The following is a 12,824-nucleotide window of genomic DNA, read 5'->3' on the forward strand; positions in this document are numbered from 1 at the left end:
CAATTCATAAAATGCGCAGATGGCCCGCTTGATCGCGTTCACCTTCTGCATTGCCTTTTTGGTGGGGGCTGGCGTTTCCGTGCGTGCAGGGATGGCACTGGCCGCGCTGGCCGCTGTTGGGTTGGCTGGATACGTGCTGTGGTGCGGCGTGCGGCTGTTCATCGGGCGGTAGTGGCAAACGCCGCACGGGCAGGCACAAGCAGACTCCAGCTCACTCGGTGTTGAACAGGTCCGGTTGCGCACGCGGCCGGTGCAGCAGCGTGTAGGTGCGCACCTTGCGAACATGGGTGCCCCCTGCACACGGGATCTGCCGCCAGTCACGCGCAATGCCGTAGCCCATGCCGGGCAGATCGAGGCGCTGCATGTCGCTCAGCACCTTGGTAACGCTCCCCACATCGCAAGCGGCATCAATTTCTTTCGCAGTCGCGCCGGGATGCGTTTCCAGGTAGTCAGCCGCACGCACCGCTTGCTCTGGCCGCGTGTCTTCTTTGGGTTTTGCTGGGGCTGCCATGCTGCCCCTCACGTCAACCGCGGCGCCAGGTCGGCGGGCGTCAGTGGCTCAAAGCCCACACGCAGCACGCCGGGCTGGCCAGGTTCAGATTCGGCCCGCAACTCGCCTGTCTTTGCATCGTGCACACGCACCACACACAGGGCATCCACCGTGACACGCTGGCGCCTTGACTGTGGCGGGCACAGAAACATCGACTTTGCGGGGCCGCTCTCTGCCGTGCGCTGCAGGAAAGCCGCCGTCTGGGGTCGCTTCGCCTGCAGCTCGGCAATGTGCGTCTCTGCAATGACGGCTCCGGTGCCGGGCTGCACCTCCAGCACCCAGCAGGGCCACAGCACCAGCACGGTAACGGGCTTGCGGCCGGACCTGCGCCAGAGGCTGGAACACATCACGCCATCGGCGGGCATCTTGAGCGCGAGGGCGTCGGCAGCGGCTTGCAGGCAATGCTGTGCGCTGTCGTGCGCTGCGGCCAGGGCTTTGTCCATGGGCGATGGCCCAATGTCAGGCCCTGTCATTGGCGTCACCAATCTTGGCGCGGTCGGCGCACCACGCAAGCACTTCGGACTCACGCCAGGCCACGGCACGGGCTCCGAGCCTCACTGAGCCTGGAAAGGTGCGCTCTTGCATGGCTCTGTAGATGCTTGCTCGCTTCAAGCCCGTGAGGCTCTCCACGATGGGTAGCCGGACGAGCCTGCTTGGGGCTGGGGAAAGTGCGGGCACCGGTTCAGAAGCTGCCTGTAAAGGTGCAGCGCCTAGGCTGTTGCCGGGGGGCCTGTGTTGGGCGTTTGGATGCATTGAGCGCCTATGGTGGTTACTGGGACGCTCATGTTCTTTCTCGCAGGCTATCCGCGCAAAGGAATCACCTTGGCACTTTGATCGGTGGATTTTTCCACCTCCGTACAGTCTTGGTTTTTTCCAGTGATGTCGATTAATCGCGCTCGTTTCATACCTTCCGGGGATTCGGCAGACTGACGAACCGAATCCCGCCAAGACGCCCTCTCTTCCTCAAACTGAGCACGATTTTCATCAAAGAACCGCACGGCTCCCTCAGCAGTGGCGGGCACGCCCGCAGCAACAAAAACGGCATCGCATAGACGCTCAAACGGTCCGCCCCTTCCAATAGGCAGACCCTCTTCCCCAACGGATTCCCACACCCAATCTATATAGAAGTAGTAACGATGAAGTAGCCGCTTTCTCCCCCCTTTGCGACCATCGTTCGGGTTTTGGCGCTGGACTGCCGCCGCTGCGCTACTCATATGGCTCAGCACCAACCCCACGTAGTCAACAACGCCACTTAACGGCACGCGCTCAGGCCATGCAAGGAAGTCACCCAACTGCTGCTCCGCCATGAGTTGGTGCATCGCCAACTTGTCAAACCGGCCAGCCTGATCAATCGCATCGCGCAATTCGCGTGACTTTTTCTCTATCTTTTTCAAGCTGGCACGCAGCGCTTTATCGGTAGGGATCTGTGGCTTTTGATAGGTTTCGAAGTGCCGCAATAGGCGAGCGGCCTGTTCGACACCAGCGGTCGCAGCCTCCGAGAGTCGCATCTCGCGGCAAACTTTTAGCAATCCATCTCGCTTGTGCGCTTCGAGGTGTTCGAGGATGTCAAAAAGGTTTTCATGTTCCACAGCGCCCCTTCCAGGTTCGGCCCTCAATAGGAGCCAACGCCAGGCCGGTGAAGGTGTCCGGCTTTTCGCCCTCGGTGATCAGCCTCGGGCTAGGCGTGGCGAAAAATCACACGGCTACATGAGCCCTCGCTCTGCCATGCTCAACGCCCGCGTGCCGCCCACAATGACATGATCCAGCACGCACACACCCACAAGCGCCAGCGCCTGTTTCAGGGTCTGGGTAAGGGCTTCATCTGCCCTGCTGGGTTGTACGCTGCCGCTTGGGTGGTTATGTGCAAGTACCACCGCAGCGGCACCGTGCTGCAACGCCGCAAAGGCAATTTCACGCGGGTAGACGGTGGCTTGCGCCAGGGTCCCGGCGAAGTGCCGTTCAAACGCAATGCCCCGGTTTTGACTGTCCAGGTACAGCACCGCGAAGTGTTCGCAGGGCTCACCCGCAAGGTGCAGCATCAGGTAGTGCTTCACTGCATCAGGGCTGTCAAACACGTCCCCTGGCTCGCGCAGGTATGAACCCAGGATGCACAGCGCCCGGTCAATCACGGCCCTTTCACGGGCACGCAGCCCACGGCGCAGACTGTTGGATCCGTGGGCCAAACCGTAAGCCCGGATAGGCTCGCCAGCCTTGGGGCTCTGCAGGGGTGCGGGGCGCCTTGGGGCTCTGGTGATAGCAGTTGTCGACATGGCTCATTCCCCCACCATCAAAAGCTCTTCCAGACGCCAATGCATGCTTGCCAGCACGGCCGCAGCAGTGTCGGGGAATTCAGTCCACTGCCTGCGCATATCAATGACCCCGCTCAGGGCCTTACCTATGTGCGGGATGCCATCGGCGGCCACGTCTACCGCCTGCAGCACGCGCCGTGCCTCCACAGCAAACGCCACCAGCCCAATCACGTCCCGTATAGCCGCCAACTCGCTTTGCACAGCGTAGGGTAGTAATCCGATGTTTTCTGCCATGGCTCAGCCCCTCCCCTGCAGCGCATCGGCACCGGCCAGCAGCTCAGCCGCCACGGCCCGCGCCTGGTCAATGGAGAACTCAAGATGCACACTCATAAAGTCGCGTGACATATACAAATCGACAAGGCGCGTTGACCGTGTGGCGGCGATGCTCAGATGCCCACCGTCAGGCAGTTTTGCAGACGACTCGCGCACCCGGAGCGATCCGGCTTCATGCTGGCGCGTGATGAAGGCGATGCCACTCATGCTGCACCCCCTTGCGTGCGGGGGCTTGTGCACACGTCTGCACTGCCCAGGCTGCGCAGTGCGGCCAGGGCTTGCACTGCCTTGCGGGCAGCGCCTGGCACATTCGCATCAGGCTGGCGCAGGTAATGCAGCGCCATGGCCAGGGCGTTGTGCGCATCGGCATGCAACTGGATGGGGTCGGTGGGGGCTCCAAGGCGGGCGCCTTGCGAGCTGGTGGGCGCAGCGCTGCGGCTGGCCAAGGGGATGACGGGTGTCATGGCTTCTTGCTCCTTTGCGAGACTTGAAACCACCGCATGCGTTCTTACGCGCATGAGGTGGACGGGATGTTAAGAACACGCGCAAAGACGTGCGCCAGGCGTTACCGCTGTGGCCATCCCGCCCGAAACCAAGCGTACGACCAAACGCCGCACGCGCTGAATACAGACGTGACAAAACCTCACTATCGGGGAGGTCGCGCCGCTTTGCGAAAAGGTGTTCTTACGCACCGGCCCCGGTCAGGGGTTGGGGGCATTATGCACGGGGGAGGCAGGCATGGCTACCTACGAAACGCGACAAATCAAAGGCTGGCGCTCTCGCATGGAAGATGAGGCGGCTGAGCTACGCAAACGGATATGGCAAGCACCTGCACAAGTGATCTACCGCGAAGGAAGAGCCACCCCGAGCAACGGGAATTCGACAGGGTACAAGAGCTGGTTTTGTCGCGAGTTTGGGGCTGAGCGATCACTCGCAGGGGCGGAGCTGAAACGCTTGCGAGCAGATCAAGCGAGGATCGCACGAAGAGAAATGACCGATGACCAGCGCGAGGCCAAAAACGCCATCAGGCGCAATCGGCGGGCTGCCCAGCCTGAGGAACTGCGTGCGCTGCAACGCGAAATGCGCCGGGCCCTCTATGCAGCACAGCCCGAGGAATGGCGTGAGCAAAAGCTGGCGCTGCGTCGGGCAAGGTATGCGGCACAACCAGAGGAATGGCATGCGCAACAGCGGGCACCGCGTCGCGCAAGGTATGCGGCGCAACCAGAGGAATGGCGTGCACGGCAGCGGGAGGTGCGGCGTGCACGATATGCCGCACAGCCTGATGGATGGCACGCCCGCAGGGCGGAACAGCGCAGGGCACGCCATGCCTCGCAGGATGAAGAATGGCACTCGAAGCGGCGCGAGCGGCGCCGGGCGAAGGAGGCGGCGCACCCCGAAGAATGGCATGCGCGGCAACGGGCTCTGAAAAAGGCATGGTATGTCGCCCTGTCCGACGAAGGACGTGCGCAGCAGCGGGCGCGGGTCGCTGAGTGGCGTGCGTCACAGTCCCACGAATGGCGCGAGCAGAGACGCGAGCAGAACAGGGCTTGGTATGCCGAACAGTCCGAAGCGTGGCACGAACAACGGCGGAAGGAAAACCGAGAGCGAAACCGGAAGCATCGCGAAGTCCACAAAGATGAGATCAATGCCAGGAAGCGATCGGCCTATGCACGAGCGCCAGAGGCAGCAAGGGCAAAGAAAAACGCACTCATGGCGATCAAGCGAGAGCGCGATAGATCTGCCGGTCTCACAGCCACGACCCTGACCGCGCCCTGAAAAGTGGCCGATCTGGGCAGACGGGCGGCGACGTGTGGCGCCAGGGGAAGGCCCTCCCGCGCTCATTTCCAACGATGTACCTACGCATGCAACACAGCCAGGCGCCGGGCATCAGGCACCGCGGCACTGCGGCGGCAGTGCCGCCCCGTCAGCAGGTGGGCAGAGCGGGCACCCTTTGAAGGGCCGGGGCGGGGTTCAATGGGTATGGATGTATGAATGAATTTCACTATTCAATAAATATCTCCTTTGTCCCCGCTTTGTCCCCGGCCCGTCCCCGGTTTGTCCCCGGTGGGTATTTCCTGCAAACCCCCATGGCTACTGGATTCAGGCCATTTGTCCCCGTGTCCCCGGCACTTTTGGCGTTCATGGTGCCGAAGGAAATGCAAGGTAGCCCCATGCGCCCATGAAAAAAGGGCCTCGCGGCCCTTGTGTGTGGTGCTGGCGTGGGGCTCAGGCGGCCCGCTGGGGCATCGGTATCACGTCCGCTCCCTGGCGCAGCTTGTCCAGGTAGTCCGCCCATTGCTGCAGCACCGTCACGCGCTCATCAACGAAGGTGGTCCGGTCATAGGCGCCGCCGTGGGTCTTGCCGCCCACGTGGGCCAGCTGGGCTTCGATCACGTCGATATCGACTTTGAACACCTCGCGCAAGAGAGTGCGGCCCGTGGCGCGGTAGCCGTGCCAAGTGTGAATGTCCTTGTAGCCCATGGCGTGCAGGGCGGCGTTTACTGCGGCTTCGCTCATGGGCTTGCTGTGGTCGCGCAGGCCGGGGAACACGTACTCACCGTGGCCGGTCAAGGGCTGTAGCTTGAGGATGGCGGCCACCGCTTGCCGGGGCAGTGGCACCTTGTGCGCTGCCCCGTCTCGTTTGGCCGCTACGCTGCGCTTCATGTCTGCGCTGGGGATAGTCCACCAGCCCGCCGCCAGGTCAAGATCAGCCCAGCGCATGGTGCGCAGGTTGCCGGGGCGCTGGAACAGCATGGGGGCGATGGCCAGGGCCCCGCGCACCACGGGGCCGCCGCCGTAGCCGTCGCTGGCCCGCAGCAGTTCGCCCAGTTGGGCCGGGTTGGTGATGGCCGGGAAGTGCCCCTTTTTGCGTGGCTTCAGCGCCTTTTTGATGTCCTGGGCAATGTCCCGCGTGGCGTGCCCCTTGGCTATGGCGAACTGCCAGACGCCGGATGCAGTGGTCAGCAGCCGGTGCGCACTCTCCACGGCATCGCGGTCTTGCACGCGCTCGCACGCCCGGAGCAGCTCGGGCGGTTCCACCTCACCGATAGGGCGGTGCCCCAGGTAGGGGTAAAGGTCTTTCTCCAGGCTTCGGGCTTCACGGTCGTAGTGGGTGGTGGACCATCCATCCCGCCTGTTCTCCAGGTAGGCCCGCGCCATCGCTTCCACGGTGTTGACCATTGCCGCCTTCTTGCTGGCCTCGGATTCGCGCTTGTGGTCGCTGGGGTCGATGCCTTGGGCCAGCAGTCCACGGGCCAGCTCGCGCCGCTCGCGGGCCTGTGCAAGGCTGATGGCCGGGTACACGCCAAAGGCCAGGGTGTTGCGCTTGCCGTTCGGGCGGCGGTAGTCCATGCGCCAGTACTTCCCGGCCTGGGTGATGTGCAGGTACAGCCCCCCGCCATCCGGCAGCGTGTGCCCTTTGGGCTTGCTGGCGTCCGGCTTGGCGTTCCTTACGGCGGTATCTGTCAGGGGTACAGCAAGGCGCGGCATGGCGGTATCTCCGGTTTTGACGGTATCTAAAACCAGCAGCTTACCCGCATCCCGTCAGAAATACCGCCAAAAACGCTGGATGTCAGTGGACGTCCAGAGCCCTTAATGGACGAAAAAAAGCCCGCCTTCATAGGAGAGAGGCGGGCTTGATGGAGGTCCTGGGATGTCCTCGGACATCGATTTGGCGGAGACTGTGAGATTCGAACTCACGGACGGTTGCCCGTCGGCAGTTTTCAAGACTGCTGGTTTAAACCACTCACCCAAGTCTCCGGGAGGGAAGGCGCGAATTCTAGCCGACTGCGGGTGCTGATTTTTTCAGCATGCCCCGGGTCTCGATGAACTTCACCACATCGGCCACGCCTGCCAGGGTTTTGAGATTGGTCATCACAAACGGCTTGAGGCCCTGGGCGTTGGTGCGCATGCGGGTGGTGTCGGCGTGCATCACGTCCAGGTTGGCGCCCACGTGGGGGGCCAGGTCGGTCTTGTTGATGATGAACAGATCGCTCTTGGTGATGCCGGGGCCGCCCTTGCGGGGGATTTTTTCGCCAGCGGCCACGTCAATCACGTAGAGGGTGAGGTCCGAGAGCTCGGGGCTGAAGGTGGCGGCCAGGTTGTCGCCGCCGCTTTCTACAAACACGATGTCGGCGTTGGGGAACTCGCCCAGCATGCGGTCGATGGCTTCGAGGTTGATGGAGCAATCTTCGCGGATGGCGGTGTGGGGGCAGCCGCCGGTTTCCACACCCAGGATGCGTTCGGCGGGCAGGGCACCGCTCACTGTCAGCAGGCGCTGGTCTTCCTTGGTGTAGATGTCGTTGGTGATGGCGATGAGGTCGTAGTCATCGCGCATGGTCTTGCACAGCATTTCCAGCAGCGTGGTCTTGCCGGAGCCCACGGGGCCGCCGATGCCGACGCGCAGCGGGGGCAGGTTTTTGGTGCGGTGCGGGATGTGGTGCAGTGTGTTGGTCATGGTGTTGTTTGCTATCAAATAAATAGCTGCTAGTGCAGTATTCGCAAGCGCTAGGAACGGAAAAGTCTTGAATATTGCACTTCGTGCTGGGCGCTCAGGATGGCCAGCATCGGCGAAAAGGCCTGGCGCTCGCTATCCATCAGGCCTATGGCGTGGTCGGCGGCGGCAGGTATGGCATCGGCCAGTTTTGCGAGGATGCGCTGGCCCGCGCTTTGGCCCAGCTGCATGGATTTGAGGGCGGCCTGCACCATGTTTTCGGCCCAGCCGAAGGCGTAGGCCAGCAGAACATCGCGCACGGGCGCCTGGGTGGTGGAGGCGGCCAGTGCAAATGCCACGGGGTACGTGGGGGGCAGGGCGGCCAGGTGGCGGATGGCGGGCAGAGTCTCTTCGTCACCCTGGTGCTGGTTGCGCAGCCAGTCGGCCATCGAGCGGCCCATCTGCTCGGTCTGTAGCCGCAGTTCGCTGGTTTCGCGGGTGTGTAGCACCCAGTCGTTGAGTTCGCGCACGTGCGCCCAGTCGGCGCGGCGCCAGGCGCCTGCTGCTTTGGCGATGAGGGCCATGTCGCCGCGCGCCTGCGTGATGTGCAACTGGTCCAGCAGCCAGTCGCCCACGGCGGTTTCGCTGGCGAGGCCCGCGTTTTCAATGGCGCTTTCCAGCCCTTCGGAATACGAGAACCCGCCCACGGGCAGCGCGGGGGAGGCGAGCCACATCAGCTGCAGGAAGCTGGCGGCGGGCAGGGGCGCGGGGCGGTCCAGGCGCATGGAGCGGGGAGTCAGTGGTCGTGGTTGCAGTGGGGGCCGTGCACATGCCCCTGGGCCACCACGGGGATGGACACGGTGCGCCCGGGGCCTGGGGCTGCGGTGTTTGCTGCTGCGTGGCTGTGATCATGGCTGTGATCGTGATCGTGATCGGGATCGTGCCCATGGTCATGTCCGTGATCATGCCCACCATGGTGGTGGTGCCCGCCACCGTGTCCCGCCGCATAGGCCCCGCCTTCGGGTTCAAAGGGCAAGTTCTGCTCGGTCACGATCAGGTGCATCGCGCGCAGCATGTCGGCCAGCACGTGGTCGGGTTCGATCTTGAGGTGGTCGGGCTGCAGCTCGATGGGCACGTGCCGGTTGCCCAGGTGGTAGGCGGCGCGGGTCAGGTCGAACGGGGTGCCGTGTTGTGTGCAGTGCGTGATGACCAGCACGGGCTGCGGTGCGGCGATGACGCGGACCATTGAGCCGTCTTCGGCCACCAGCACATCACCGCCACGCACCAGCGTGCCGCGCGGCAGGAAGATGCCCAGCTCGCGCCCGGCGGAGTCGGTGGCGGCAAAGCGGCTTTTCTGGCGCACGTCCCAGTCCAGCTCGATGGTGGTGGCTCGCTTGACCAGTACGGGCGCAAGGCCCTTGCCTTGGGGGATGAGTTTGGAGGCTTGGATCATAGAGATTCTTGGTTGCAGCGGGCAAACGCGCATTGTGTGCCAGGGGCTCAACCCTGGGGAGCGCGTTTGTTTACAGCGTACGGGTCATGAAGAAGCTGTAAGGGTCGAGGCAGTAGTCGGCAAAAGGGCCGCATTCGACGAAGCCGTTCTGCAGGTAGAGCTGCCGCGCGGGTTCGAAGAAGGGTTGCGTACCGGTCTCCAGGCTCACGCGGGCAAAGTCGCGTGCACGGGCCTCTTGCAGCAAATGGTTCAGCAGCTGGCGCGCAATGCCCCGGCCGCGATGGCGGGTGCTGGTGCGCATGGATTTGAGTTCAGCGTGGCCGGCATCGAGCCGCTTGAGCGCGCCCGTGCCCACCAGCATGTCGCCATCCGCTCCGGTCAGCCAGGCAGACCAGAACGCGATGTTCGGCTGGAGCAGCTGGTCCATGTCCAGCGCGTGCACGCTTTCAGGCGGTGAAACGGCGCGCATGTCCACCAGGTGCTCTTGCATGAAGGCTTCAATGCGCGGGTCGCTCAGATCGTCCAGGCGGATCATCAGGTCTTGCAATACGGCGCTCATGGGACGTGGGCCTCAGAACAAAAAGTAGCGCTGCGCCATGGGCAGCACGGTGGCGGGCTCGCAAGTGAGCAGCTGCCCATCTGCGCGTACCGAATAAGTCTGCGCGTCGATTTCCATCTTGGGCGTGTAGCTGTTGTGCACCATGTGCTGCTTGCGCACGCTGCGGATGTTGCACACCGCGCTCAGCGTTTTGCGCAGGCCGAAGCGCTCACCGATGCCCGCCGCCAAACCTGCCTGCGAGACAAAGGTGAGGGAGGTCTTGGCAATCGCTCCGCCAAACGCGCCAAACATCGGCCGGTAGTGCACGGGCTGGGGCGTGGGGATGGAGGCGTTCGGGTCACCCATCGCCGCCATGGCGATCAGGCCACCCTTCAAGATGAGCGCGGGCTTCACGCCGAAGAATGCGGGCTTCCAGATGACGATGTCGGCCCATTTGCCCACTTCGAGCGAACCCACTTCATGGCTGATGCCGTGCGCAATGGCGGGGTTGATGGTGTATTTGGCCACGTAGCGCTTGATGCGCGTGTTGTCGTTGCGGGCGGTGTCACCTTGCAGGCTGCCGCGCTGCACCTTCATCTTGTGCGCGGTTTGCCAAGTGCGCAGGATGACTTCGCCCACGCGGCCCATGGCCTGGCTGTCGCTGGACATCATGCTGATGGCGCCCAGGTCGTGCAGGATGTCTTCCGCGGCAATCGTCTCCTTGCGGATGCGGCTTTCGGCAAAGGCCAGGTCTTCGGCAATGCTGGCATCGAGGTGGTGGCACACCATGAGCATGTCCACATGCTCGTCGAGCGTGTTGTGCGTGTACGGCATGGTGGGGTTGGTGGAGCTGGGCAGGAAGTTGTCCTCGCCCACCACGCGCAGGATGTCGGGGGCATGGCCGCCGCCCGCGCCTTCGGTGTGGAAGGCGCAGATGCCGCGCCCACCTACGGCGGCAATGGTGTTCTCCACAAAGCCCGATTCGTTGAGCGTGTCGCTGTGGATGGCCACCTGCGTGTCGGTTTCTTCGGCCACGTCCAGGCAGTTGCTGATGGCCGACGGCGTGGTGCCCCAGTCTTCGTGCAGCTTGAGGCCGATGGCGCCTGCGTTGATCTGCTCATGCAGGGCATCGGGCAGGCTGGCGTTGCCTTTGCCGAGAAAGCCCAGGTTCATCGGGAAAGCGTCGGCCGCCTGCAGCATGCGCTCCATGTTGAAGGGGCCTGAGGTGCAGGTGGTGGCTAGCGTGCCCGTGGCGGGGCCGGTGCCGCCGCCCAGCATGGTGGTCACGCCGCTGGCCAGGGCCTCTTCGATCTGCTGCGGGCAGATGAAGTGGATGTGGCTGTCGATGCCGCCTGCGGTGACGATGTTGCCCTCGCAGCTGATGACCTCGGTGCCGGGGCCGATGATGATGTCCACGCCGGGCTGGGTGTCGGGGTTGCCGGCCTTGCCGATGGATGCGATGCGGCCTGCGCGCAAGCCGATGTCGGCCTTGAAGATGCCGGTGTGGTCCACCACGAGGGCATTGGTCAGCACCGTGTCCACCGCGCCCTGGGCGTTGCTGCGCTGGCTTTGTGCCATGCCGTCGCGAATGGTCTTGCCGCCGCCAAACTTCACCTCTTCGCCGTAGCTGCCTGCGCGCAGCGTGTGATCGGCTTCGACTTCGAGAATGAGTTCGGTGTCGGCCAGGCGCACGCGGTCGCCCACGGTGGGGCCAAACATTTCGGCGTAGGCGCGTCGTCCAATGGTTGCCATGGTGGGGTGCTCCGCTTTCCGGTGGGCGATAAATACTATTGTTTTAATAGCTGCTAGCTCTTATCCATCAAGCGCTAGAGGCCAGTTTGGCTTAAATTTTTGTGGCTCAGTGCTACAGCGCGCCGTGCGTGAGGCCTTGAAAGCCGTACACCTTGCGCTCGCCCGCGTAGTCCACCAGCTCCACCGTGCGCTCCTGGCCGGGCTCAAAGCGCACGGCGGTGCCCGACGCAATGTTCAGCCGCATGCCGCGCGCAGCCGTGCGGTCAAAACCCAGCGCGTTGTTGGTTTCGGCAAAGTGGTAGTGCGAACCGACCTGGATGGGTCGGTCGCCGGTGTTGCGCACCACCAGCGTGAGGGTGCGGCGGCCGGTGTTGAGCGGGTGTTCACCGGGTTCGGTGAAGAGTTCGCCTGGGATCATTGCGTGCTCCTGGTGGGTCAACGGGTCAGGCCATTTGCGCGAGCAGCGCACCACCGAACACTGCCACGCCCGCACCTGCGGCGCGCGCCAGCCACACATGGCGGTGGCGCAGTGCCCAGCCCGCCGCGAGGCCCGTGCCATGCAGCAGCACGGTGGCGGTCAGCATGCCTGCCAATGTTTGCCAGGCGCTGTCGCTGCCTGTCAGCTCGTAGCCGTGGGCCACGCCGTGGAAGACAGCGAACACGCCCACACCTAGCGCCGCCACCAGTCCGGGCACGCGCTGGCGCGACACGACCAGCAGGCCTGTGACCAGCAGCGACGCAGCAATCATCGGCTCCACAGCAGGCAGCGCCACGCCCTGCAGGCCCAGCACGGCGCCCACCAGCAGCATGGCCGCAAAGCCCACGGGGCCCCATAGCAGTTCGCGCCCGGCGCTGCGCGCGGCCAGGGCGCTCCACAGGCCCACGGCCACCATGGCGGCCAGGTGGTCCAGGCCGAACAGGGGGTGGGCAAGGCCGCTGAAGAAACTGTTGTGGATGTGGGATTCAGCGCCTGTATGGGCGTTGGCGCACGTGCTGATTGCGCTGGCAGCTATGAAAAGGAGAGCGGCTGTGTGGCGGTGTGAGAGTGCGATGCGCATGGGGGCTCCACAGAGAGAACGAGGGACAGAGAGAAAGGGGGTCAGACGATCGGTTGATGGACGGTGACCAGCTTGGTGCCGTCGGGGAAGGTGGCCTCGACCTGGATGTCAGGAATCATCTCGGCGATGCCGTCCATCACGTCCGCGCGGGTGAGCACGGTGCGGCCCTCGCTCATCAATTGCGCCACGGTCTTGCCGTCGCGCGCGCCTTCCATCACGGCGGCGCTGATCAGGGCCATGGCCTCGGGGTAGTTGAGCTTCAGGCCCCGGGCCTTGCGGCGCTCGGCCAGCAGGGCGGCGGTGAAGATCAGCAACTTGTCTTTCTCACGAGGGGTCAGTTCCATGTCGTTCTGCTCAATGTAAGGAGGGGTGGGCTCGTGTGGCGGGTTGTCCAGGCCGGACACACGGGGCAATCGTCATCGATGGCCGTGCGGTCCGAAGGGCAGCGGATTCATCATA

General features: G+C 63.8%; 18 protein-coding genes, 1 tRNA gene and 1 pseudogene. 2 read left to right on the forward strand and 18 right to left on the reverse strand.

Annotation, left to right across the window (positions count from 1 at the left end; translation table 11 throughout):
• Nucleotides 1–19: 19 nt before the first annotated feature.
• Nucleotides 20–172 carry a hypothetical protein gene (locus C8C94_RS25670; protein ID WP_158603845.1) on the forward strand — a complete coding sequence of 51 codons (153 nt, stop codon included), beginning with the start codon at nucleotides 20–22 and terminating at the stop codon, nucleotides 170–172.
• Nucleotides 173–211: 39 nt separating this feature from the next.
• On the opposite strand, the gene C8C94_RS24165 is transcribed toward C8C94_RS25670, so the two are convergent.
• From C8C94_RS24165 to C8C94_RS24200, 8 genes and pseudogenes are all read right to left on the reverse strand, one after another.
• Entirely contained in the window at nucleotides 212–511 is a 300-nt protein-coding gene (locus C8C94_RS24165) for a hypothetical protein (protein WP_121422514.1), read from the reverse strand.
• Nucleotides 512–519: 8 nt separating this feature from the next.
• Entirely contained in the window at nucleotides 520–993 is a 474-nt protein-coding gene (locus tag C8C94_RS24170; protein ID WP_121422515.1) for a hypothetical protein, read from the reverse strand.
• A 16-nt stretch (nucleotides 994–1,009) separates the two neighbouring features.
• On the reverse strand, nucleotides 1,010–1,303 hold the full coding sequence (locus C8C94_RS24175; protein WP_121422516.1) for an AlpA family transcriptional regulator: 294 nt from the start codon (nucleotides 1,301–1,303) through the stop codon (nucleotides 1,010–1,012).
• Nucleotides 1,304–1,350: 47 nt separating this feature from the next.
• A complete protein-coding gene (locus C8C94_RS24180) occupies nucleotides 1,351–2,139 on the reverse strand; it encodes a hypothetical protein (protein WP_121422517.1) in 789 nt (262 codons plus the stop codon).
• A gap of 114 nt (nucleotides 2,140–2,253) precedes the next feature.
• Nucleotides 2,254–2,736 (reverse strand): annotated as a pseudogene (locus C8C94_RS24185) (JAB domain-containing protein); the annotation flags it as partial.
• Nucleotides 2,737–2,823: 87 nt separating this feature from the next.
• Nucleotides 2,824–3,093, reverse strand: coding sequence for a hypothetical protein (locus C8C94_RS24190; RefSeq protein WP_121422519.1), 270 nt, complete (start codon nucleotides 3,091–3,093; stop codon nucleotides 2,824–2,826).
• Between the two features lie 3 nt (nucleotides 3,094–3,096).
• Nucleotides 3,097–3,339, reverse strand: a complete 243-nt coding sequence (locus C8C94_RS24195; protein WP_121422520.1) for a hypothetical protein — start codon at nucleotides 3,337–3,339, stop codon at nucleotides 3,097–3,099.
• A complete protein-coding gene (locus C8C94_RS24200) occupies nucleotides 3,336–3,596 on the reverse strand; it encodes a hypothetical protein (RefSeq protein ID WP_121422521.1) in 261 nt (86 codons plus the stop codon). Before C8C94_RS24200 ends, C8C94_RS24195 begins: the two co-directional genes overlap by 4 nt.
• A 526-nt stretch (nucleotides 3,597–4,122) precedes the next feature.
• Here C8C94_RS24200 and C8C94_RS25535 point away from each other — a divergent pair.
• Complete coding sequence (locus tag C8C94_RS25535; RefSeq protein ID WP_147433303.1) at nucleotides 4,123–4,908, forward strand: hypothetical protein; 786 nt, start codon at nucleotides 4,123–4,125, stop codon at nucleotides 4,906–4,908.
• A 450-nt stretch (nucleotides 4,909–5,358) separates the two neighbouring features.
• Here the strand turns inward: C8C94_RS25535 and C8C94_RS24210 are convergent, their stop codons facing one another.
• The 10 genes from C8C94_RS24210 to C8C94_RS24255 all read right to left on the reverse strand — a co-directional run bounded on the left by C8C94_RS24210 (nucleotide 5,359) and on the right by C8C94_RS24255 (nucleotide 12,709).
• Nucleotides 5,359–6,621, reverse strand: coding sequence for an integrase arm-type DNA-binding domain-containing protein (locus tag C8C94_RS24210; protein WP_121422523.1), 1,263 nt, complete (start codon nucleotides 6,619–6,621; stop codon nucleotides 5,359–5,361).
• Nucleotides 6,622–6,803: 182 nt separating this feature from the next.
• Nucleotides 6,804–6,891 (reverse strand) — tRNA-Ser (locus tag C8C94_RS24215).
• A 19-nt stretch (nucleotides 6,892–6,910) separates the two neighbouring features.
• The gene (gene ureG, locus C8C94_RS24220) at nucleotides 6,911–7,588 is read right to left on the reverse strand and encodes an urease accessory protein UreG (protein ID WP_121422524.1); all 678 of its coding nucleotides are present in this window, start codon (nucleotides 7,586–7,588) and stop codon (nucleotides 6,911–6,913) included.
• A gap of 50 nt (nucleotides 7,589–7,638) precedes the next feature.
• Nucleotides 7,639–8,349 carry an urease accessory protein UreF gene (locus tag C8C94_RS24225; protein WP_121422525.1) on the reverse strand — a complete coding sequence of 237 codons (711 nt, stop codon included), beginning with the start codon at nucleotides 8,347–8,349 and terminating at the stop codon, nucleotides 7,639–7,641.
• Between the two features lie 11 nt (nucleotides 8,350–8,360).
• Complete coding sequence (gene ureE, locus C8C94_RS24230; RefSeq protein ID WP_121422526.1) at nucleotides 8,361–9,017, reverse strand: urease accessory protein UreE; 657 nt, start codon at nucleotides 9,015–9,017, stop codon at nucleotides 8,361–8,363.
• A gap of 70 nt (nucleotides 9,018–9,087) precedes the next feature.
• Nucleotides 9,088–9,576 (reverse strand): GNAT family N-acetyltransferase, encoded by a 489-nt coding sequence (locus tag C8C94_RS24235; RefSeq protein WP_121422527.1) that lies wholly within the window; start codon nucleotides 9,574–9,576, stop codon nucleotides 9,088–9,090.
• A gap of 12 nt (nucleotides 9,577–9,588) precedes the next feature.
• Nucleotides 9,589–11,307: an urease subunit alpha gene (ureC, locus tag C8C94_RS24240; RefSeq protein WP_121422528.1), complete on the reverse strand. Its 1,719-nt coding sequence runs from the start codon at nucleotides 11,305–11,307 to the stop codon at nucleotides 9,589–9,591.
• A 112-nt stretch (nucleotides 11,308–11,419) separates the two neighbouring features.
• Nucleotides 11,420–11,725, reverse strand: a complete 306-nt coding sequence (locus tag C8C94_RS24245) for an urease subunit beta (RefSeq protein ID WP_121422529.1) — start codon at nucleotides 11,723–11,725, stop codon at nucleotides 11,420–11,422.
• Nucleotides 11,726–11,750: 25 nt separating this feature from the next.
• Nucleotides 11,751–12,365 (reverse strand): HupE/UreJ family protein, encoded by a 615-nt coding sequence (locus C8C94_RS24250; RefSeq protein WP_121422530.1) that lies wholly within the window; start codon nucleotides 12,363–12,365, stop codon nucleotides 11,751–11,753.
• 41 nt (nucleotides 12,366–12,406) lie between these two features.
• On the reverse strand, nucleotides 12,407–12,709 hold the full coding sequence (locus tag C8C94_RS24255) for an urease subunit gamma (RefSeq protein WP_055399013.1): 303 nt from the start codon (nucleotides 12,707–12,709) through the stop codon (nucleotides 12,407–12,409).
• Nucleotides 12,710–12,824: the final 115 nt, after the last annotated feature.

It is taken from the genome of Acidovorax sp. 94, from assembly GCF_003634645.1.
GTDB lineage: Bacteria > Pseudomonadota > Gammaproteobacteria > Burkholderiales > Burkholderiaceae_C > Acidovorax > Acidovorax facilis.